General features: G+C 58.3%; 20 protein-coding genes. 9 read left to right on the plus strand and 11 right to left on the minus strand.

Annotation, left to right across the window (positions count from 1 at the left end; all coding sequences use genetic code 11):
* The first annotated feature begins 10 nt into the window (after positions 1-10).
* Entirely contained in the window at positions 11-1,318 is a 1,308-nt protein-coding gene (locus GGR28_RS12850) for a RagB/SusD family nutrient uptake outer membrane protein (RefSeq protein WP_183496207.1), read from the plus strand.
* 91 nt (positions 1,319-1,409) lie between these two features.
* Here the strand turns inward: GGR28_RS12850 and GGR28_RS12855 are convergent, their stop codons facing one another.
* Positions 1,410-1,991, minus strand: a complete 582-nt coding sequence (locus GGR28_RS12855; RefSeq protein ID WP_183496208.1) for an RNA polymerase sigma factor — start codon at positions 1,989-1,991, stop codon at positions 1,410-1,412.
* A 684-nt stretch (positions 1,992-2,675) separates the two neighbouring features.
* Between GGR28_RS12855 and GGR28_RS12860 the strand changes: the two genes are divergently transcribed.
* The 5 genes from GGR28_RS12860 to GGR28_RS12880 are packed head-to-tail and all read left to right on the plus strand — an operon-like array spanning position 2,676 to position 8,130.
* A complete protein-coding gene (locus tag GGR28_RS12860; protein ID WP_183496209.1) occupies positions 2,676-4,796 on the plus strand; it encodes a HEPN domain-containing protein in 2,121 nt (706 codons plus the stop codon).
* A gap of 5 nt (positions 4,797-4,801) precedes the next feature.
* Positions 4,802-5,572, plus strand: a complete 771-nt coding sequence (gene cobA, locus GGR28_RS12865) for a uroporphyrinogen-III C-methyltransferase (RefSeq protein ID WP_183496210.1) — start codon at positions 4,802-4,804, stop codon at positions 5,570-5,572.
* Between the two features lie 23 nt (positions 5,573-5,595).
* On the plus strand, positions 5,596-6,348 hold the full coding sequence (locus GGR28_RS12870; protein ID WP_183496211.1) for a precorrin-2 dehydrogenase/sirohydrochlorin ferrochelatase family protein: 753 nt from the start codon (positions 5,596-5,598) through the stop codon (positions 6,346-6,348).
* The gene (locus GGR28_RS12875; RefSeq protein WP_183496212.1) at positions 6,348-7,034 is read left to right on the plus strand and encodes a phosphoadenylyl-sulfate reductase; all 687 of its coding nucleotides are present in this window, start codon (positions 6,348-6,350) and stop codon (positions 7,032-7,034) included. The genes GGR28_RS12870 and GGR28_RS12875 overlap by 1 nt, the downstream gene beginning before the upstream one ends.
* 49 nt (positions 7,035-7,083) lie before the next feature.
* Positions 7,084-8,130: an NAD(P)/FAD-dependent oxidoreductase gene (locus GGR28_RS12880; RefSeq protein ID WP_183496213.1), complete on the plus strand. Its 1,047-nt coding sequence runs from the start codon at positions 7,084-7,086 to the stop codon at positions 8,128-8,130.
* A gap of 58 nt (positions 8,131-8,188) precedes the next feature.
* On the opposite strand, the gene GGR28_RS12885 is transcribed toward GGR28_RS12880, so the two are convergent.
* From GGR28_RS12885 to rplS, 7 genes are all read right to left on the minus strand, one after another.
* Positions 8,189-9,055: an alpha/beta fold hydrolase gene (locus GGR28_RS12885; protein ID WP_183496214.1), complete on the minus strand. Its 867-nt coding sequence runs from the start codon at positions 9,053-9,055 to the stop codon at positions 8,189-8,191.
* Between the two features lie 78 nt (positions 9,056-9,133).
* Positions 9,134-9,796 carry an O-methyltransferase gene (locus GGR28_RS12890; protein ID WP_246416706.1) on the minus strand — a complete coding sequence of 221 codons (663 nt, stop codon included), beginning with the start codon at positions 9,794-9,796 and terminating at the stop codon, positions 9,134-9,136.
* Positions 9,783-10,100, minus strand: coding sequence for a hypothetical protein (locus tag GGR28_RS12895; protein WP_183496215.1), 318 nt, complete (start codon positions 10,098-10,100; stop codon positions 9,783-9,785). The genes GGR28_RS12890 and GGR28_RS12895 overlap by 14 nt, the downstream gene beginning before the upstream one ends.
* Before the next feature lie 64 nt (positions 10,101-10,164).
* Positions 10,165-11,181: a hypothetical protein gene (locus GGR28_RS12900; RefSeq protein WP_183496216.1), complete on the minus strand. Its 1,017-nt coding sequence runs from the start codon at positions 11,179-11,181 to the stop codon at positions 10,165-10,167.
* Positions 11,182-11,341: 160 nt separating this feature from the next.
* Positions 11,342-11,911, minus strand: a complete 570-nt coding sequence (locus tag GGR28_RS12905) for a LutC/YkgG family protein (protein WP_221233882.1) — start codon at positions 11,909-11,911, stop codon at positions 11,342-11,344.
* Positions 11,908-13,278 carry a lactate utilization protein B gene (locus GGR28_RS12910; protein WP_183496217.1) on the minus strand — a complete coding sequence of 457 codons (1,371 nt, stop codon included), beginning with the start codon at positions 13,276-13,278 and terminating at the stop codon, positions 11,908-11,910. The genes GGR28_RS12905 and GGR28_RS12910 overlap by 4 nt, the downstream gene beginning before the upstream one ends.
* Before the next feature lie 159 nt (positions 13,279-13,437).
* Positions 13,438-13,785, minus strand: coding sequence for a 50S ribosomal protein L19 (rplS, locus tag GGR28_RS12915; protein WP_183496218.1), 348 nt, complete (start codon positions 13,783-13,785; stop codon positions 13,438-13,440).
* A 232-nt stretch (positions 13,786-14,017) separates the two neighbouring features.
* Here rplS and GGR28_RS12920 point away from each other — a divergent pair, with 232 nt between their 5' ends.
* Entirely contained in the window at positions 14,018-14,413 is a 396-nt protein-coding gene (locus GGR28_RS12920) for a DUF4783 domain-containing protein (RefSeq protein ID WP_183496219.1), read from the plus strand.
* On the opposite strand, the gene GGR28_RS12925 is transcribed toward GGR28_RS12920, so the two are convergent.
* The 3 genes from GGR28_RS12925 to hemH are packed head-to-tail and all read right to left on the minus strand — an operon-like array spanning position 14,393 to position 17,093.
* Positions 14,393-15,388: a glycosyltransferase family 9 protein gene (locus GGR28_RS12925; protein WP_183496220.1), complete on the minus strand. Its 996-nt coding sequence runs from the start codon at positions 15,386-15,388 to the stop codon at positions 14,393-14,395. The two genes, GGR28_RS12920 and GGR28_RS12925, sit on opposite strands and share 21 nt — an antisense overlap.
* Positions 15,385-16,014 carry a dethiobiotin synthase gene (gene bioD, locus GGR28_RS12930; protein WP_183496221.1) on the minus strand — a complete coding sequence of 210 codons (630 nt, stop codon included), beginning with the start codon at positions 16,012-16,014 and terminating at the stop codon, positions 15,385-15,387. Before bioD ends, GGR28_RS12925 begins: the two co-directional genes overlap by 4 nt.
* A complete protein-coding gene (hemH, locus tag GGR28_RS12935; RefSeq protein ID WP_183496222.1) occupies positions 16,011-17,093 on the minus strand; it encodes a ferrochelatase in 1,083 nt (360 codons plus the stop codon). The genes bioD and hemH overlap by 4 nt, the downstream gene beginning before the upstream one ends.
* 76 nt (positions 17,094-17,169) lie before the next feature.
* Between hemH and GGR28_RS12940 the strand changes: the two genes are divergently transcribed.
* Both GGR28_RS12940 and lpxK read left to right on the plus strand, forming a co-directional pair.
* The gene (locus GGR28_RS12940) at positions 17,170-17,931 is read left to right on the plus strand and encodes a hypothetical protein (protein WP_183496223.1); all 762 of its coding nucleotides are present in this window, start codon (positions 17,170-17,172) and stop codon (positions 17,929-17,931) included.
* 234 nt (positions 17,932-18,165) lie between these two features.
* Positions 18,166-19,233: a tetraacyldisaccharide 4'-kinase gene (gene lpxK, locus GGR28_RS12945; RefSeq protein ID WP_183496224.1), complete on the plus strand. Its 1,068-nt coding sequence runs from the start codon at positions 18,166-18,168 to the stop codon at positions 19,231-19,233.
* Positions 19,234-19,246: the final 13 nt, after the last annotated feature.

Consider the following 19,246-nt stretch of genomic DNA (forward strand, 5'->3'; position numbering starts at 1 on the left):
ATCGATTAAAATGAAAAAGTATAACATCTTAAGCCTGCTCGGCTTGCTGGCGCTCTTCGTTTTTTCCTGTGAAATCGAGGAACAATTCGACCCCAACGGACCCAGTATCAATAGCGTGCTGACCAATGCCTCCAAGGCCGAGCTAGATTTGCTGGTCACCGGAATCGAAGCCGGCATGCGCAACGGTATGGCGGGCTACGTGACCGCGTCGGGTACCATCGCCCGGGAGCTATACATCTTCGATGCCGATCCCCGCAACACGGAAGATCTACTCGGAAAGGGCGATCTCCAGCTGGATAACAACACTTTCTACATCACCGGGCCCTTCAACTCCCGCTACCAGGTAGTGAAGAACGTCAATATCCTCCTGGAAGCCCTCGACAACACCGATTCCGTTTCAGAAGCCGAAAAACAGGGGTACCGCGCCTTTGGCAACACGATCAAAGCCTACATGCTCAGCCAGGTACTGGATATGCTGGGGACCAACGGCATCCGACTCGACGTCAGCGACCCCGAAAACCTCGGCCCCTTCCTCAGCCAGGACGCTAGCTATGATGCCATTCTGGACTTACTGGATGGTGCCAATAGCGCCCTTAGCGGTGCTGAATTTCCCTTTTTTCTATCGGAAGGATTTCGGGGCTTCAATACTCCACAAACGTTCAGCCAGTTTAACCGGGCCATTGCGGCACGCGTGGCCACCCATGCCGCCCGCTACGATCGGGCACTTAGCTACGTTAATGCCAGTTTCCTAAACCTGGACGGTGACCTAAGTGAGGGTGTAGAACACATTTTCGGTACGGTGGCCGGCGACCTGCTTAACCCCCTCTACAAGCAAGAAGGGCAGAGCGGCGATCAACTGGTGGTGCATCCCCGCATCATTGCCAACGCGACCCCCGGCGATGAGCGCCTGGACAAGTTCCGCCTGCGCGTGCAGGACACCGGGCAGGACGGCCTGAACGGCGCCTACGAAACGGCTCTGTACGCAACCGCTACTTCCCCCATCGACATCATCCGCAATGAGGAGCTGGTACTGATCTACGCCGAGGCTAACATCAATCTAGGAAATCTAGAAGAAGGAGAACGTGCCCTGAACATCATCCGGAACGCTGCCGATATTGGTGACTACTCCGGTCCGGTAACCCAGGAAGCCCTCATCGACGAGATGCTCTACCAGCGCTGTTACAGCCTCTGGGGGGAGGGCCACCGGATGTGGGACCTGCGCCGCTACGGCCGGCTTAACGCCAACTTCCTGCCGATCGACCGGGCCGGCGACGACGTATTCACCCAGTTCCCCATCCCGCTTTCGGAGGGCGTGTAGTCCTTTCGGGGGCACGGGACGTAAAGAAACCCCGCTACCTGGTTCGGTAGCGGGGTTTTGTTATATCCGTTTCGGGCTGAGGGGGAGGCGGCTACTGCAGCACGATCTCCTTCTCCTCTACCATCTTGCGCATGTTGATCAGGGCGTAGCGCATCCGGCCGAGGGCGGTATTGATGCTTACGCGGGTGAGCTTTGCGATTTCTTTGAAGCTCATGTCGGCGTAGTGACGCAGAATGACGACTTCACGTTGTTCGGGGGGCAGGGCGTCGACCAGCTTGCGGACCTTATCGTGGGTCTGGCTGCGGATCATGCCTTGTTCGGCGTTGTCCTCCGGAGACTGGAGAACATCGAAAATGTTGAACGTTTCCGTCTGTCCGACCTGTGGGCGGCGCTTGTTGCGACGAAAGGAGTCTACACACATGTTGTAGGAGATGCGCATGGCCCACTGGAGGAACTTGCCTTCGTGGTTGTACTTGCCGCGGCGCAGGGTATCGATGATCTTGATGAACACCTCCTGGAAGATATCTTCCGCTTTGCTGTGATCCTTCGTGAAGAGGTAGATCGAGGTGTAAATCTTTTGCTGGTGACGGCCGAGCAGTTCTTCGAATGCACGGTCTTGGCCAGTGAGGTAGAGGTTGATCAGTTCCTGATCGTTGAGAGACTTGACGTCCATAACTAACAATGTTTCAATTTGGGATTATTTCCCGAAGCGGGATCCGACGCTACTGCCGGTTAACAGTTAGTGTAGACGTAGATGTATAGATAGACTTTAGTGAAGAATGAAAGAAGGGGTGTGCAACCCAAGACAAAAGCAAAAAGGAAAGGGGGCGCAACCCCTTGTGATGTCAAATATAGGCTAAGGAGTTCGACATACACAATTTTATTTGCCAATTACTTTAACCTTTAACGCACAATTAACGAGATTAGCAGATAATAATTCCGAAATTAACACAATAGTAGATTATGATTTTTCTGATTACGATTTAGAAGAACATAATTTTGAAATCCGTCTTATTATGTCGGCTGCTATATTTCGGAGATGTTTGTCCTAACAATGGGGGTGGCGACACCCCATGGCCCGTTTTGACGCCAGAAAGCACAAGGTGAACAGACAATGAGTATCGTCAGCGGAATCCACGCCGGGTGACCGTCATTGCTCGCCTGAATTACGTTGCTCCCGCGCCCCCGCCCTAATACATGTAACTATAAATATATGTTAAGATTCTGTTGAATATAGATGTATCAATGTGTATATGGCTGTACTATAGGGTGTTCGGTGCTTCGATTGTCCGTTCATATGATCGTTTGTTCCTGCTTCCATTCGAACGGACGGCCCCCTTACGGGTACTTTGGTCATATGAAAGCGACCGCAGCCCCCCAGTTGACCCACCTAGACGCCGCCAACCGCGCGGACATCGACGAACTAACCGAACGCATCTATGCCTACCAGCGGGGCAAGGAAGACGAGGACCGCTTCAAGCATTACCGCCTGACCCGCGGCGTCTACGGACAGCGGCAAATGGGTGTGCACATGTTTCGCACCAAGATTCCCTTTGGGCACATTACTCCCGACCAGCTTATTGCCCTGGCCAATATATCGGAGAAGTACACCAACGGACGCCTCCACATCACCACCCGGCAGAATGTACAGTTGCACTATGTGAAACTGAACGACAGCCCGGCCATCTGGAAGGAACTGGTAGAAGCCGGCATGACGGCCCGCGAGGCCTGCGGCAACACCGTCCGCAATCTCACGGCCAGCCCCCTCGCCGGCGTGGACCCCGAGGAGCTCTTCGACGTGAGTCCTTATGTATACGCCACCTTCGACTACTTCCTGCGCAACCCCATTTGCCAGGAGATGGGCCGCAAGATCAAGCCGGCGTTTTCGAGCAGCGATCGCGACAGCGCCTTCACTTATTTTCACGACTTCGGCTTCATCCCCCGCATCAAAGACGGGAAGCGGGGCTTCAAGGTCGTCGTCGGTGGCGGACTGGGCGCGGTATCGATGGTCGCCCACACTGCCTTCGAATTTCTGCCGGCCGACCAGATTATTCCCTTTCAGGAGGCGGCCATCCGGGTGTTCGATCGCTACGGAGAGCGTGAAAAGCGCATGAAGGCCCGCATGAAGTTCCTCATCAAGGACCTCGGCTTCGAGCGCTTCATGGAACTGATCCACGAAGAATGGCCCGCCATTGCCAACAAGACCTACGAGATCGATCCTTCGCTCGTCCCCCAACTCGGACAGGTACCGGCCGACAACTTCCCCCCGGTCGAACCCGTCGACGCCTCCGTCTACGCCGAGTGGATCAAGACCAACGTACTAGAGCAAAAGCAGGGCGGTTACCGCGCCGTAGCCATCCGCATCCCGCTCGGCAACCTCGAAGCCGAACAGGCGCGCCTCCTGGCCGGCGTGATCCGGACCCACGCCAGCGACGACATCCGCCTGAGCGTACAGCAGGGCATGGTGCTGCGTTACGTGCCCCCCACCGCGCTGCCCCACCTATTCAATGCCCTCTACGCCCTCGACCTCGGTCTGCCGGGCTACGACACTACGGCCGACATCACCGCCTGCCCCGGTACCGATACCTGTGCCCTCGGCGTGACCAACTCCACCGGACTCGCCCAGGTACTGGAAGCAATGGTACGGGACGAATTTCCCGAGATGGTCACGGAGAACGACATCCGCATCAAGATCAGCGGGTGCATGAACGCCTGCGGCCAGCACATGGCCGCCAACATCGGCTTCCACGGATCCAGCATTCGGGTCGGCGATCGGATCGCCCCCGCCATGCAGGTAGTGGTGGGAGGAGGAATCGCGCCCGACGGCCGCGGCTTCATTGCCCAGAAGGTGATCAAAGTACCCACCCGCCGGGTCCCCGAGGCCGTTCGCATTCTTTTCCTCGACTATAAGGACCAGGCCCACGAGGGAGAATACTACAACGACTACGCCGAGCGGCAGGGCAAGCGCTACTTCTACGGCCTGCTGAAGCACCTCGGTGACACCAGCGAGATCGCCGACGAAGAATTCTACGACTGGGGACAGGACGAAGACTACAAGCAGGAGATCGGCGTGGGGGAATGCGCCGGCGTTAGCCTCGACGTCATCGGAGCCATCCTCAACGACAGCAGCAACAAGCTCATCGCCGCCGGCCGCAGCCTGGAAGGAGGAGCCCCCGCCGACGCCGGTTACCACGCATATTCAGCCATGGTCACCGCTGCCAAGGCGCTGTTGCTGGCTGAAGACGTGAAGTGCAATACCCACATCGGCATCCTCGGTGATTTTCAGGAACATTTCGGTGCACGCTTTCCCGAAATCACTGACTTCAAAAACTACGTATTACGTATCAAAAATACGGAGCCTACTACTGAGTTTGTTTCTACGTATCTTGCGGACGCCCGCGCTTTTGTCAGCAAAGCCATCGCGACCCGCGAGCGGCAGTTGGACAAGCAAGTGGTCAGTGAATACTATAAAGCATAACACGTATGCAGGCTTCTATTTCCTCTTCCGCCCGAATTACCCTGGTAGGTGCCGGCCCCGGTGATCCAGACCTCATCACCCGCAAGGGGCTGAAGGCCCTGGCCACCGCCGACGTCGTGCTGTACGATGCCCTGAGTAACTACGAATTGCTGGATGAGACGCCGGCGCACTGCCAGCGCATCTTCGTCGGCAAGCGAGCCGGTTGCCACTACAAGAAGCAGGAAGAAATCAACGAGTTGCTCGTCACCACGGCGAGGGAATACGGCCACGCGGTTCGGTTGAAGGGCGGCGATCCGTTCGTATTCGGTCGTGGACAGGAGGAAAAAGCCTATGCCGAATCTCACGGTATCCCCGTCGAAGTCGTTCCCGGTATCAGCAGCTGCATCAGCCTGCCGGAGTTACAGGGCGTAGCGCCCACCAGCCGGGGGTATGCCGACAGCTTCTGGGTCATTACCGCCCATACCCGTAATGGCGGACTGAGCGATGATCTTTTCCGTGCGGCCAGCTCCGGAGCTACTGTCATCATCCTGATGGGACTTGGCCGGCTCGACCAAATTTGCGCCCTCTGGGACGCTGAGGGTCGGGGAGAACTGCCCGCTATGGTGATCCAGAACGGTAGCCGACCCAACGAAAAATGCTGGGTAGGCACCGTTAACGATATTGCCGAGCGAGTAGCCGCCGAACGGGATAAAGGGCCGGGGATTATAGTTTTAGGCGAAACGGTACGGCAACACGCCGACTTTGAGCACCGGATAAAGCACCTGAAAAATACCTAAACTGCTATACCCTTATCCCTACCATGACCAACCAACTCTATCCCGCTTTCTTCCGCCTCGACCGCCTGCAGATGCTGGTCGTGGGTGCCGGGCAGGTCGGCGAGGAGAAGCTCAGTTTCATCCTGAAGAGCAGTCCCAACGCCCGCGTCACCGTGGTTGCCCCGTGGATGGGGGAGGAGCTTCGCGCGCTCCTCGAAGGGCAGACGGGAAGTGGGGCGGGGGCGCAGGAGCCGGCCTCTCCGGAAAAAGCCGCCGGACGCTGGTACACGGCATCCGGCGGTACGGTCACCTGGTACCGTCGTGAGTTCAACCCCGACGACGTTCGGGAAGCCGACCTCGTTGTTGCCGCTACCAACTTCCGCAACGTCAATCACTCCGTATGGGAAGCTGCCCGCGCCCACCGTCGCCTCTGCAACATTGCCGATACGCCCGAACTATGTGACTTCTACCTCGGCAGCATCGTAACCCGCGGTCCGCTGAAGGTCGCCATCAGTACCAACGGACAGAGCCCAACCTTCGCGAAGCGCTTTCGCCAGTGGCTGGAAGCCGAGTTGCCGGAGGTTGAAACCACCGAGTTGATCGATGGCCTTAAGGTGTTTCGGGATCGGCTTACGGGTGATTTCCAGTCGAAGGTCCGCGAACTCAATACGCTTACGAGCGGTTTACTTGCCTCGGTCCGTACGGGCCATCGCTGTCCCCCCGGCGGTTGTTTGGTAGCCTCCGCAACCGGAGAAGAAGATCCCACTTTAAAGCCGGATGAAAATACCCTGAATTGATGAGCTTGCCCCATTCCGACACCGCCGTCACGTACAACCTGGCCGCACTAAATGAAGAGTATGCCTCCCTGGATTTTCAGGAGCGTATTCGCCGACTCTACGAGTACTTTCCCGTAGACGATGTCTTATTCACCTCCAGCTTCGGCACCAAGTCGGTCGTCATGCTTACGCTGGTCAGCCGTGCTAACGCCGCCCAGAAGGTACACATGCTCAATACGGGCTACCACTTTCCGGAAACGATGGCATATAAGGATACCCTGGCACAGCTCACGGGACTCGAAGTCGTTGAGATCCTTCCCGACCCGGAAAAGCACGCGCTGACCCGCGAGACCAAAATGTGGGAAAGCCAGCCCGGGCGCTGCTGCCACTACAATAAGGTTCTGCCCCTCCGCGCCGTAAAGGCACGCCACAAGGTTTGGATGTCCGGTGTCCACAGCTACCAGACGATGAATCGGGCCGCGATGGAGATTTTCGAAGAAGTCGACGGGCTCATACACTTTCACCCCCTCATCGACATCGAGGAAGGGGAATTTCTCTACCTGCTCGAAAAGGATAAGCTGCCCCGCCACCCCCTCGAAGCCCTGGGGTACGGCTCCATCGGCTGTACCCACTGCACGCGCCCCGGGCGCGGGCGCGATGGGCGCTGGGCCGGAAGCGACAAGGATGAGTGCGGATTACACGTCTAATTCCCACCGACTTGAACCGGATCATTTCGAGATACATTAAAGCTATATCATGATTCAGACAGATATTATCATCATTGGTGCCGGCCCCGTCGGACTCTTCACGGTATTCGAAGCCGGCCTGCTGAAGCTGCGCTGTCACCTGGTGGATAGCCTCGGCCAACCCGGTGGTCAGCTGACCGAGATATACCCCAAAAAACCCATCTACGACATTCCGGGATTCCCGAGCGTCCTCGCCGGCGACCTGGTCGACAACCTGATGGAGCAGATCAAGCCCTTCAATCCAGGATTTACCCTCGGCGAACGGGCCGAGAGGCTCCGGCAGGTAGGGGAAAAAATGTACGAGCTCACTACCAGTCGCGGTACCGTAATCCAGGCCCCGGTCATCTGCATTGCCGGCGGACTGGGCTGCTTCGAACCCCGCAAACCGCCCATCCCCAACATTGAACGATTTGAAGACAGCGGCGTAGCCTACGTGATCCGCGATCCCGAGGTCTACCGCGACAAGCGAGTACTGCTGGCCGGTGGTGGAGATTCCGCCCTTGACTGGACCATCTTCCTCGCCGACGTAGCCAGCGAGGTCACCCTTGTCCACCGCCGCGACAGTTTCCGCGGTGCGCTCGACAGCGTGGAGAAAGTGCACGAGCTGGCCAAATCCGGTCGCGTCAACCTGGTCACCAATGCCCAGGCGGTCGGGATCGTCGGAAATGAGGAGGTAGCGGGCGTCACCGTTCGTCACAAGACGGGTGAGGAAGTCGTCGTCGCCGTCGATGATTTCATTCCACTCTTCGGCCTGTCGCCCAAGCTCGGACCGATTGCGGACTGGAACCTCACCATCGACAAGAACGCCATCGAAGTTGATACCCGCGATTACAGTACTGGTGTACCGGGCATCTACGCCATTGGTGACATCAACACGTATCCCGGAAAGCTCAAACTCATCCTCTGCGGTTTCCACGAAGGAACCCTGGCGGTCCAGTCGGCCTTCAATTACATCTACCCCGACAAGAAACTGAGTTTCAAGTACACGACGGTCAACGGGATCGAAGGACTCCCGAAGGAAGAAGCGGTAGCCGCCGCCGCCGAAGTGTCGGCATAAAAAAAGCCGGCCGTTCCCGAGGGAACGGCCGGCTTTTTCATTTAAGGTCTATCCTTAGCTACCGGATGGGGATCTCCCGCTCGGTGCTGGCCTTTGTCCTCACGAACGAAAGAATATCCCGGTTGAGGCGCTCCTTGTGGGTATAAAACAATCCGTGGGGTGCGTCGTCGTACTTGTGGTAGATGGCGCTCGGCAGCAGTTCCTTGGTGGCGTCTCCACCGACTTTAACGGGTACGATCTTGTCGTCCTCACCGTGTACGATCAGGGTAGGGATCGTAAATTTCTGGAGGTCACGACGGAAGTCGGTCTTTCCGAAGGCCGCAATGTAGTCGATGGCGGCGGTGCTCGAACCCGTCAGTGCCATACCCAGCGTCCAGGCCTGGAAAGCATCGCTAACCGGGTGACTCAGCAGACCGACGCCGTAAAAATTCTTTGCCCAGTTGGCCAGGAATTCGGGACGGTCTTTCCGTATTCCGTCGATCATGCCCTGAAATACGTCCCACTCGACGCCTTCGTGGTCGTCGGTCTTAAGCATATAGGGAGTTACGGAGCTGACGAGCACGGCGGCCGCCAGGCGGTCCTCTCCGTACTTACCGATGTAGCGGGCGACTTCGCCGCCGCCCATGCTAAATCCGACGAGGGTTACGTCGCGCAGGTCGAGCTCGGTCAGTACCGCGTTCAGGTCGTCGGCCAGCGTATCGTAGTTATAGCTGTCTCCAACTTTAGAAGAGTAGCCAAAACCCCGGCGGTCGTACGCGATACAGCGCAGCCCTTCGCGGCTCAACGGCTCCAGTTGGTACTCAAACATATCGCCGCAAAGCGGCCAGCCGTGAATGAATACGACGGGCTTGCCGCTACCGTACTCCTGGTAGCGTAGCTTGACTTCCTTTCCCGTTTTTTGATCTTTCGTGGTGATGAATTGCATAGTTGGTTGGTTTTTGTTCTGTGTAAATAACACATTTGTATATGTTACTCACCCCGGGGCTTGTTCGGGTAAACCCGCCTAAACCAAGCTTTTACGGGCTACGGACAAACCGTCCCGAATGGGCAGTACCACCACTTCAAGCCGTGGATCCTCCAGCACCAGCCTATTGTACTCCCGCAGAGCCGCCGCATCGGGGTCCGGCCCCTTACTGCCGACTTTACCGTCCCAGAGCACATTGTCGGCCAGCAGTAAACCACCGGGACGCAGGCGGTCCACCAGTATCCCAAAGTAGTAGGGATAGCTTTGTTTGTCGGCATCGACGTAGATCAGGTCGAACGGTCCCGTGAGCTTCGGCAACCAGTCCGAAATTTGCCCTACGTGAAGGTTTATGCTGTCGGCGAACGGCGAATCCGCAAAGTGCCGTTCCGCCAGCCACGCCATTTCCGGGTTACCCTCGACGGTATCGATCGTCCCGCCCGTCGCCAGCCCCTCCGCCAAACAGAGCGTACCGTAACCCGTGAACGTGCCGAGTTCCAGTACACGCACGGGATGCTGTAAAGTAGCGAGCAGGGCCAGCATTCGCCCCTGAAGTGATCCGGTGATCATCTGCGGAGCAACGGTCTTCAAGTAGGTCTGTCGTTCCACTCGGTGGAGATAGTCAGGTACCGGGCCGCTCATCCGTTCGGCGTACTCGGCCGGCGGGTCGTGCCGATCGCGTTGGGTCGGTTTACCAGGCATCATCGTCGTCGAGTGGGGTGGTGGGGTAGGAGCGCTTTGTCTCGGCTCTTCTGCACTGTCTTTCGTAGAGCAACCGGGCCAAACCTTCGTGCGGGGCCGCGGGAGCAACGGGACTCAGAACAATAGCAACCTCCTCCTCCGAAAGGTCCAGGGTATAACAGAGGCTCATCAGGTATTCCATTCGGTGCACCATAAGCTCGGCCACCCGCTGCGCCAGCCAGTGCAGCAGGTCGGCCTCGGTCATTGAGCCACGGGGCAGGTCGAAATCCTGGCGGATCAGTTCGGCGGTGTAGTCGTCAACGGTCACGCCACAAATACAAACGGGGCTGCCCCCCGGTTGGAGGCAGCCCCGTTATAAATGGCTGACTTGCTTACTTGAGTTCCAGCTGGGTGTTGCCCACCAGGAAACCTTTGTTGTACAGTTCTACGGTGTATACCCCTTCGACGTACTCGGTGCCGGGGACGTTCCACTCCGCACAGTGATTGGCGGCGTCTCCCTGAAAATCAAAGGGAACCGTTTTGGTGTAGGGAACCTGCTCTCCGTCGTCGGTGGTGAGTACGCCACTTCCTTCGGCTTCGATGCTCATGGTCTCACCGTTGGGGTTGATGACGCGCATCTGGAAGGTTTCCTCACCGGCACGGGCTACGGCATTGTCGAGGCTGTTAAAGCATACGTAGATGCGCTCGACGTTCTTGGCGTTGGTGCGGGTTACCCAGCGGCCGCTGTTGCGTTGCTTTTGTCCTTCCGCGGTGATGTTATTGGTTTTGATCACGCTGGCAACGTTGACCTTACGGTTCAGTTCGTTGTTCTTGGTGGCCAGTTGTTCACGTTCGCTCACGAGCACGGCGCGCTCGCTGTTGAGCTGCTCGTTGGTCTGCTGGCTCACCTGCAGGTCGCTGCTCAGCAGGTCGCGCTCGGTAGAGAGGCGGTCGCGGTCTTCGGCCAGTTTGGCGTTTGCGGTGCGGAGCTCTTCGAGTTCGGCCAGGTAGCCGGTGGTCTTGGTTTTAAGGTCGGCCAGTTCACGGCGGGCGGCGGCGAGGTTACGCGAATCGTTGGTCAGGCTGGTGATCTTCTCGTTCTGCAGGCGAAGTTCTTCCTTCTGCTGATCGATCATGGCGTTCAACTCTTCGTTGCTGCCGCGCATTTCCTCGAGTTCGGCGAGCGACTCGTAGTACTGCTTCTCGGCCTGTGCCTTGAATTGCTCCATTTCCACCAGGTCGGTCGAAAGTTTGGCATTATCGGTACCCCGGTTCATGAACCCAATACCGAGGGCGATCAGGGCGATGAGGAGGACGCCGATGATCCCCGCGAGGAGGGGCGTGCGGTTGGGTTTCGGCCTGGGAGAAGGGGTAAACTTAGGATCTGGATTACTCTGAATGGTAGCCATATGGCGTTGGTTTGGTGATGGGTAGCGCGGTACTGGTGCAATTGCCGCGCGAACCCGGTGTGGGTACCTGATTGTTTAGTCAGGTGCGTTACTAAACGCTTTGCCCGCCCTAAGTATTACGAAAAAGTGTTAAAGTTTACGCTTCGTGTACGCTCCGGCGCTAGTCCAGGCACACCAGCAGGCTGCGCGGACCATGGGCTCCGATCACCAGGCTCTGCTCGATGTCCGCCGTTTTACTCGGCCCCGCTATGAACACTCCAAAGCCAGTCTCCTGAATGTCGATGGCCCGGTAGGCCTCGTGCATGGTTCCTACCAGATCATCGCGTTTCACCACCAGAATCAGGTGTTGGGTGATGAAGGGCAGCACCCGGTGCACCGCCTCGGACTCGCTTACCCACATGGCGCCATTCTCCGCTACGCCAATCCGGGCGTGCAGTACGGCCAGCTCCACCCCGGCAAGTTGTAAGGGATCTGCTATACTGTGTGGGTCCAGGTTTCCCGGTACGCCGGCGACCGTCGATACGATCGTCTTGTCTTCAAAGCCCCTTACGTAACTGGGAAGGTCCGCGGTCGTAATGAAAGTGGTCTTGCTGGCGGCCAGGACGGCCCGGAAGGTCGCTTCCCATTGCTCCTGCGCCCCCGCCAAAGGATCCGGAGGCAGCGCGGGTAGCGGACGTGGACCGGGTTTGTTCGCGCGAATGCGCTCGAGGATGTTACGCTTGCTGCTCAAAATTTGGATTTATGGGTGCGGGCGTACCACTCCTTGAAGCTTTCTTTAGGAACTTCGGGTAGCTCGCGGGTCTTCCCCCACGGATTCATTCCATTGTATACCAGCACGCGGGGGGCATGACTGAGGGCAACCCGGGCCGCTTTGCCCATGATATTGTAGAGGCCATTATGGCTCAGTACAGTACCGGCCCCGGCAAGCGGGATGGTTTTAGTCTTGGGCAGTAGACCTTCTTCACTGACCATTTGCCGCCACTTATACAGCTGATCGTGAATGTCGATCTTGACGGGACAGACATCGGAACAACTGCCGCAGAGCGTCGAGGCGAAGGCCAGGTCGCCGTGTTTTTTCAGATCGATGCCCGGCGAAAGGATACTGCCGATGGGTCCGGGTATGGTGTGGTCGTAGCTGTGTCCGCCACTGCGCCGGTAGATCGGGCAGGTGTTCATACAGGCACCGCAGCGAATGCACTTCAGGCTGTTGCGAAACTCCTCCCGGCCGAGCTGTTCGGTACGGCCGTTGTCGACAATGACCACGTGCATCTCCCCCCCCTCCTTGGGTCGGTGGTGGTGACTGGTGTATATCGTTATGGGTTGTCCGGTGGCACTGCGGCCCAGTAAGCGGGTGAATACTCCCAGGTGTTCGGCCTGCGGAATGACCTTCTCAATGCCCATGCAGTGGATCTGTACCGGAGCCAGGTGGACACCCATATCGGCGTTGCCCTCGTTGGTGCAGACGACGATTCCGCCCGTTTCGGCAACCGCAAAGTTGACCCCCGTGATCGCGGCCTTGGCGGCGAGAAACTTTTCTCTCAGGTGCTGACGGGCGGCTTCGGTGAGGTACTGCGGATCGCTCGCCCCTTCGTCGGTGCCCAGTTGTTCGTAAAAAAGCTGACCGATCTCCTCCTTCTTCAGGTGGATCGCCGGCATAACGATGTGGCTGGGCGGTTCCTTACGCAGCTGAATGATGCGCTCACCGAGGTCCGTGTCGATCACCTCGATGCCCTGCTGCTTGAGGTACTGATTGAGGTGGCATTCCTCGGTAAGCATCGACTTGGATTTTACGATGCGGTTCACCCGGTGGCGCGCTAGGATGGAGTGGACGATCCGGTTGTGTTCGGCCGCATCCTTCGCCCAGTGTACGGTGACACCATTGGCCGTGGCCTGTCGTTCGAACTGCTCGAGGTAGGTGTCCAGGTTACTCAGGACGTTGTCCTTGATGTCGGAGCCCAGCTGGCGCAATGCTTCCCATTCGGGGATCGCATGCACGATCGTGTCCCGCTTGCCGCGCACCTGCCACAACGATTCGTCGTGCCAGTCGGTGCGGGCCTCGTCGAGCAGGAAGTCGGCGGCGCGTTCTGCGTGTGTCATGCCGCAATATCGGCATTGCATTCTACAGGAGTATCCGGTAGTATCATGGCCGTACCAACTTCCGTAAAAAACGCAGCCCGTCCCCTCGTGGTGAAGGGACGGGCTGGCGGGGCTGTTACTCGTTGGACGGTTTTAAACCGTTCGACGGGCGATAGCTAATTAGACGCGGCGCTCCTTAATGCGCGCCTTCTTGCCTACGCGGTCGCGGAGGTAGAACAGGCGGCTGCGGCGCACCTTACCGTTCTTGACGATGGTAACGTTGTCGATGCTGGGGGAGGACATGGGGAAGATACGCTCTACGCCGATGCTGTTGGAGATCTTGCGGACGGTGAAGGTCTTGGTCGAGCCTTCTCCCTTGATCTGGATCACATCACCGCGGAACTGCTGAATCCGTGATTTCTCTCCCTCCGTAATGATGTAGTCTACTACGACGGTATCACCGGCGCGAAACTTGGGAAATTCTTTCTTTTTGCTGACTTGTTCTTGTACGAAGGAGATGGCGTCCATGGCTGCTGAAATTTATACCGCTGTTTGCGGCCCGCAAAGGTAGTGTTAATTGTGATAAACAACAAACCGCCCGGGCAGTGTTTTCTGTTAGTTAGTAAAATAAGGGGCTTCAACGGTGCCCCTCCCCTACATTAGCTACCGTGAACTGGTTAAGGTAGGGGGTTGTAATTTAACGTCACCTTATTAACCCTCTTGTATCGCACCGTTGTTTTATAAGTACAAACTTTACCCCATGAACTCCATTCTGCTCACCCTGGCCATCGTGATCTCGCCCCTGCTGGCAACCGATATGGCCACTGCCCAAACCATCGGTGACATCACCAAGGCGCTGGGAAGTGGTAACACCTCCTCCCTGGCCGCCATGATGGATACGGAGGTAGAACTAAGCGTACTGGGACAGGAAAATCTCTACTCGCGCGATCGAGCCGTTCAGCAACTTTCCTCCTTCTTCTCCGCTAACGCACCCTCTAACTTCAGCCAGGTACACCAGGGCTCCTCGAAATCAGACAACGCGGAATACTGCATCGGTAACCTGACCACCAGCACCGGCGTCTACCGGGTCTATATTTACGTAGCCAAAAAGGGAGAGCGGATGGTCCTTCAGGAACTACGCTTCGACCGCGAGTAGCGCAGCCCGCGCAATCCCCACCAGGTCCTGATCCCGCATACAGCGAAAGTGCCCCTGTGGGCATGCCGCATAACCGATCTTGGAACAGGGACGACAGTCTAGTCCCCCCACCTCGGCCGTCACGTGCGCCGGCCCATCCGGCAAATAGGGATACATCCCAAAGGTCGGCACGGTATTCCCCCATACGCTCACGATCGGCCGCCGGAAGGCCGCGGCAATGTGCATCAAACCCGTGTCGTGGGTGATCACCACCGCCGCCCGCCGCACCAGGTCGGCCGAACCGTTCAGCGAATACTTTCCGCAGCCATTCTCAATGTGCGTCCCGGTCGCCGCGATTTGTTCGCCCATTTCCGCCTCGGCGGGCCCACCCAATAAAACAACGGGGCAGGGTAGGGCGGCGCAGATTTCAATCATCTGCTCGGTTTCCAGTCGCTTCGTCGCATGGGCCGCCCCGATCACAAAGGCCACGTAGGGTACGTCGGGAGCCTGTACGCCTTCTTCCACGCCGATAAAGTAATCCAGCCCCTTCCCGTCGTCCGTTACCCCGAGAATGTCCTGCGCCGCATCGAGGTAGCGATCCACGATGTGCCGATCGGGCATGCGGTCGATCCGAAAGCGGGTCAGCAGAAATTTTTGAACATTAAGCTTATCGAAGGTGGCCGTTCGCGGAGGTTTCCGACCACGCCGTAGGTTTCCCAACCGCAGCCGCTGCTTCAGCTCCAGCGTCCGCAGATTGCCGTGCAGGTCGATCAGGTGGGTGAAGCCTTCCGCCGTCAGGTCGCCGGCGATCTCCGACAGGTTCTTCTCGATCAGCCATAGGCGGTCGATGTACGGATTATGCCGTACGGTAGCTGCAAAGCTTTTCTTAGTGAGAAAGTGCACCTCCGCCCCGGTCTGCAATTTTACGCAGCGCACGACCGGCGAAGTCAGTACGATGTCACCGATGGACGAAAAGCGGACGATGAGAACTTTCACGAAGGCGTGAAGTTAAGCTCGGTTTGCGCAGCCAGCTTGCGTAGTGCCTCCCGATTCACCACCGGCAATTCGGGAAGTGTCGCGATTATGGGTACCCCTCCCATTTTTTCGATGATCCGTGCCGACTCCGGGTTATCGCCGCCGCTGAATACGATGCCACCGACTTTGCACCCGCGTCCCCGCAGCACCTCCAAACTCAGCAGCGTATGGTTGATGCTACCCAGGTAATGTCGGGAAACGAGGATCACCGGAAGGTCCAGGTGAATCGCCAGGTCGATCATGCAGTGGCGTTCGTTGATTGGCACCAGTAAGCCCCCCGCCCCCTCCACCAATAGGGGACGCCCGCGCTGCGGCGGCAGCGTGAAGTCGGCCAACTTTATTTCTATCCCATCCAGCCGGGCAGCGTAGTGGGGACTGGCGGGTGTATTTAGCCGGTAGCGTTCGGGATGGTAGCGCTCATTCGGCAGACCGGTCCATTCCCGTACCCGTTCGGTATCGCCGAAGGCAAGGTCGCCGGCCTGCACCGGTTTCCAGTAGTCGGCATCGAGTGCAAGCTGCAGAAACGCACTCGCGACCGTTTTACCCACCTCGGTACCGATACCACTTATAAAGTAGGCTTCCTTCATGCTACTGCTTCCCGGGTTTCCTGACGGATCATGCTCGCTAGTGCGGCGATCCACCGCGGATCGTCGTTGAGGCTGGGTACGAGGTCGATCCGCTCGCCGCCCCACTTTTCGAACTCCTCCTGGTATTCCACCCCGATCTCGATGGTCGTTTCCAGGCAGTCGGCGACGAAGGCCGGGCTGAAGCACAAGATCTTCTTCGCTCCCCGCTCCTTGGCCCACTCCTCCAGCACGTCGATGGTGTAGGGCTTGGCCCAGTCGTCGAACCCGAGTCGGCTCTGGAAGCTGGTCGTGTAGCGGTCGGGACTCAGGCCCAGGTTGTCCGCGATGGCGCGGGTGGTGGCGTGGCACTGGGCGCTGTAGCAAAACTGGTTGACGCGGGAGATGCTCCCACAGCAGCCGTCGACCACGTAGCAGTGATTGCAGTCGTCGGCCTTCTTGAGTTGCCGCTGGGGCAGGCCGTGGTAGCTGAAGATGATGTGATCGTAGCGATCCAGGTCGCCAAGGTCGCGGGCGTTGTCGGCAAATACCTTGATCAACTCCGGCTGCTCGTAGTAGCTGTTGACGAGTTTCACGTCGGGGATCGTCTGCTGCTTACTCAGCAGCCGCATCACTTCCTGGTGTACCGAGCCGGTGGTGGCACTGGCGTACTGGGGGAAGAGCGGGAAAACAAGGATGCTCGAAACCTGTTCGGCCAGCAGTTCACCGAGGGCGGCTTCAATGCTGGGGCTCTGGTACCGCATGGCGAGCCGCACGACGTAGTCGTCGCCCAGGGCGGCGGCAACCTTTTCGGTCACCACTTCTCCGTAATACTTAAGCGGACTGCCGTTTTCCGTCCACAGTTCCTGGTAGAGCTTGGTCGATCCACCGGCCTTGAAGGGGTTCACGATACCCGAGCGGATCGGTGCGATGATGCCCCGCACAAGCAGTTGCTGGGCTACGCCGGGGAGGTTGTCGATCACCCGGGGGTCGGTCAGGAATTCCCCGAGGTAGCGGTTGACCGCCGCCGGCGTGGGGGCATCCGGCGTGCCCAGGTTGACGAGCAGCACGCCCTGTTTTCCGAAGTGGGGCTGGAGAGCCATAGCAGGTTCGATTATTATAGTACGCTGAATTAACCCCACAGCATGCATTCGGTTGTATACCCAAAACCTTCACCCCATGCCCGTCTCCCCCGCCACCCGCAATTGGCGTTACGCCCTCCTGGCCACCTTCATCCTGGTGCCGGTGGTCAATTACCTGCCCATTCTGCTCGATGTCTCCCAGGACCGCTTCACCGACGACGTCGACACCCGGGTAGACGCCGCCGGCTACGGCTTCTCCATCTGGGGCGTAATTTTCACCGGCATGCTGATCTTTTCCGCCCTGCAGCTGAAGGTAGACCGGGATACGGTCCCCCTCCGCCGCGCTTACCGCTTTCTCACGGTTGCCGGCCTGGCGAGCATCGCCTTCGTTCCGATCAGCCTGGGCAGCAACCAGCTGTGGGGATTCGTAGACCTGCTCTGGCACCTCGTAGCCCTCATCGGTGCCCACCTCGCCCTGCGCGCCCACGTTCGGGAGGTAGGCGATCCGCAGTACGGCTGGACTTACTTCGCCCCCTCCATTTACCTGGGCTGGATCAGCGCGGCAACGGTCATCTCCACCGCCCTCGCCCTCGATCAATTGGGGGTATCCTTCGCTCCGCAAACAGCCATCTACATCGCCACCGCCCTCGTCCTGGTCTTAATCTCGCTGGGCATTTACCTGGGCCTGCGCAACGACGGCATCTACGCCCTCACGGTAGCCTGGGCCCTGGTCGCCGTCGCCGTAGAACAACAGGACGCGCCACCCATCTTTTGGGCGGGAATCGCAGGAGCAGTAGCATTGGTAATGCTAGCCCTATCTGGCATCCTGGGCAAGCGCAAGTTCTTCTACGCCACCTAAAGTCGAGCCGCTAAAAGGTCGAGGCGTTCTACGCCGAGCAGACCCATGCGGCAGCAACACCACCTAAGGTCGAGGCGTTTTACGCCGAGCAAAGCCGAGCGGCAGCAAATCCGCGAAAATCCGCGAAGAAAATCTGCTTAAATCTGCGTTGGAAAAAAAAGTCTCGGACCAGAGCCCACTCCACCCAAGTAAGCCCGCCTAAACTATTCACCGCTGCTAAGGTGTTGCTGTTCCGTGGTACAATCGACCGTTGCCAAATTGCTGCTTTCCCCCCTGTCGCTGCTCTACGGGGCGGGGGTAGGCTTTCGGAACTGGGCCTACCGGCGGGGCATCATGCGGGGCATTTCCTTTTCGGTGCCGGTGATCAGCGTCGGAAACCTATCGGTAGGCGGGGCGGGGAAGACGCCGCACATCGAGTACTTGATCCGGCTGCTCGACCCCTACATCAACATTGCTACCCTCAGCCGGGGCTACCGCCGCAAGACTAGGGGCTTCCTGGAAGTACGGCCGGAGATGCCGGTGGAGGACGTCGGCGACGAACCCCTGCAATACGCGCGCAAATTTCCCGACGTGATGGTCACCGTTGCCGAAGAACGGGCCTTTGCCATTCCGGAGATCGTAGGCCGCCGCCCCGACATTCAGTTGGTCCTGCTCGACGACGCCTTCCAGCACCGGGCCGTCAAGCCGGGCCTGAACATCCTACTTACCGAATACGCCCTCCCCTTCACCCGCGACTACCTCCTGCCCAGCGGCCGCCTGCGGGAATGGCGCAGTGGGTACGAGCGGGCCGACGTGATCGTCGTCAGCAAGTGTCCCCCCAACCTCGACCGCGCCGCCGCCGACCGTCTGATCGAAGAGATCGACCCCCTGCCGCACCAGCGGGTGTTCTTCAGCTACTACGGTTACGCTACCCCGTATTACCTGCTCGACCACCGTTACCGCCTGAGAATGGAAGAAGGGATCGACGTCCTCCTGATTTCCGCCATTGCTAATACGGATTACCTCCTCTCGCACCTGCGCACCGCCGCCAAAAACGTGCGCAGCCTCGACTACGCCGACCACCACTACTTCAGCGCGAACGACCTGTCGAACCTGAAGCGACGCTTCGAAGAAATGCCGGGGCGCCACCGCGCCATCATTACGACGGAAAAGGATGCTACCCGCCTGGAAGTGCACCGCGAATACATCGCCGCGGAGAAGCTGCCCGTCTTCGTCCTGCCCGTGGAAGTGAAATTTCACTTTGGGCAAGGAGGGATCTTCGACCAGCTGGTGCGCGACTACCTGATCGGCTTCGAGTCGTGACCGGCTTGCGCTT

Origin of the sequence: Neolewinella aquimaris, from assembly GCF_014197245.1 — a bacterium.
In the GTDB taxonomy this organism is placed as follows: Bacteria; Bacteroidota; Bacteroidia; order Chitinophagales; family Saprospiraceae; genus Neolewinella; species Neolewinella aquimaris.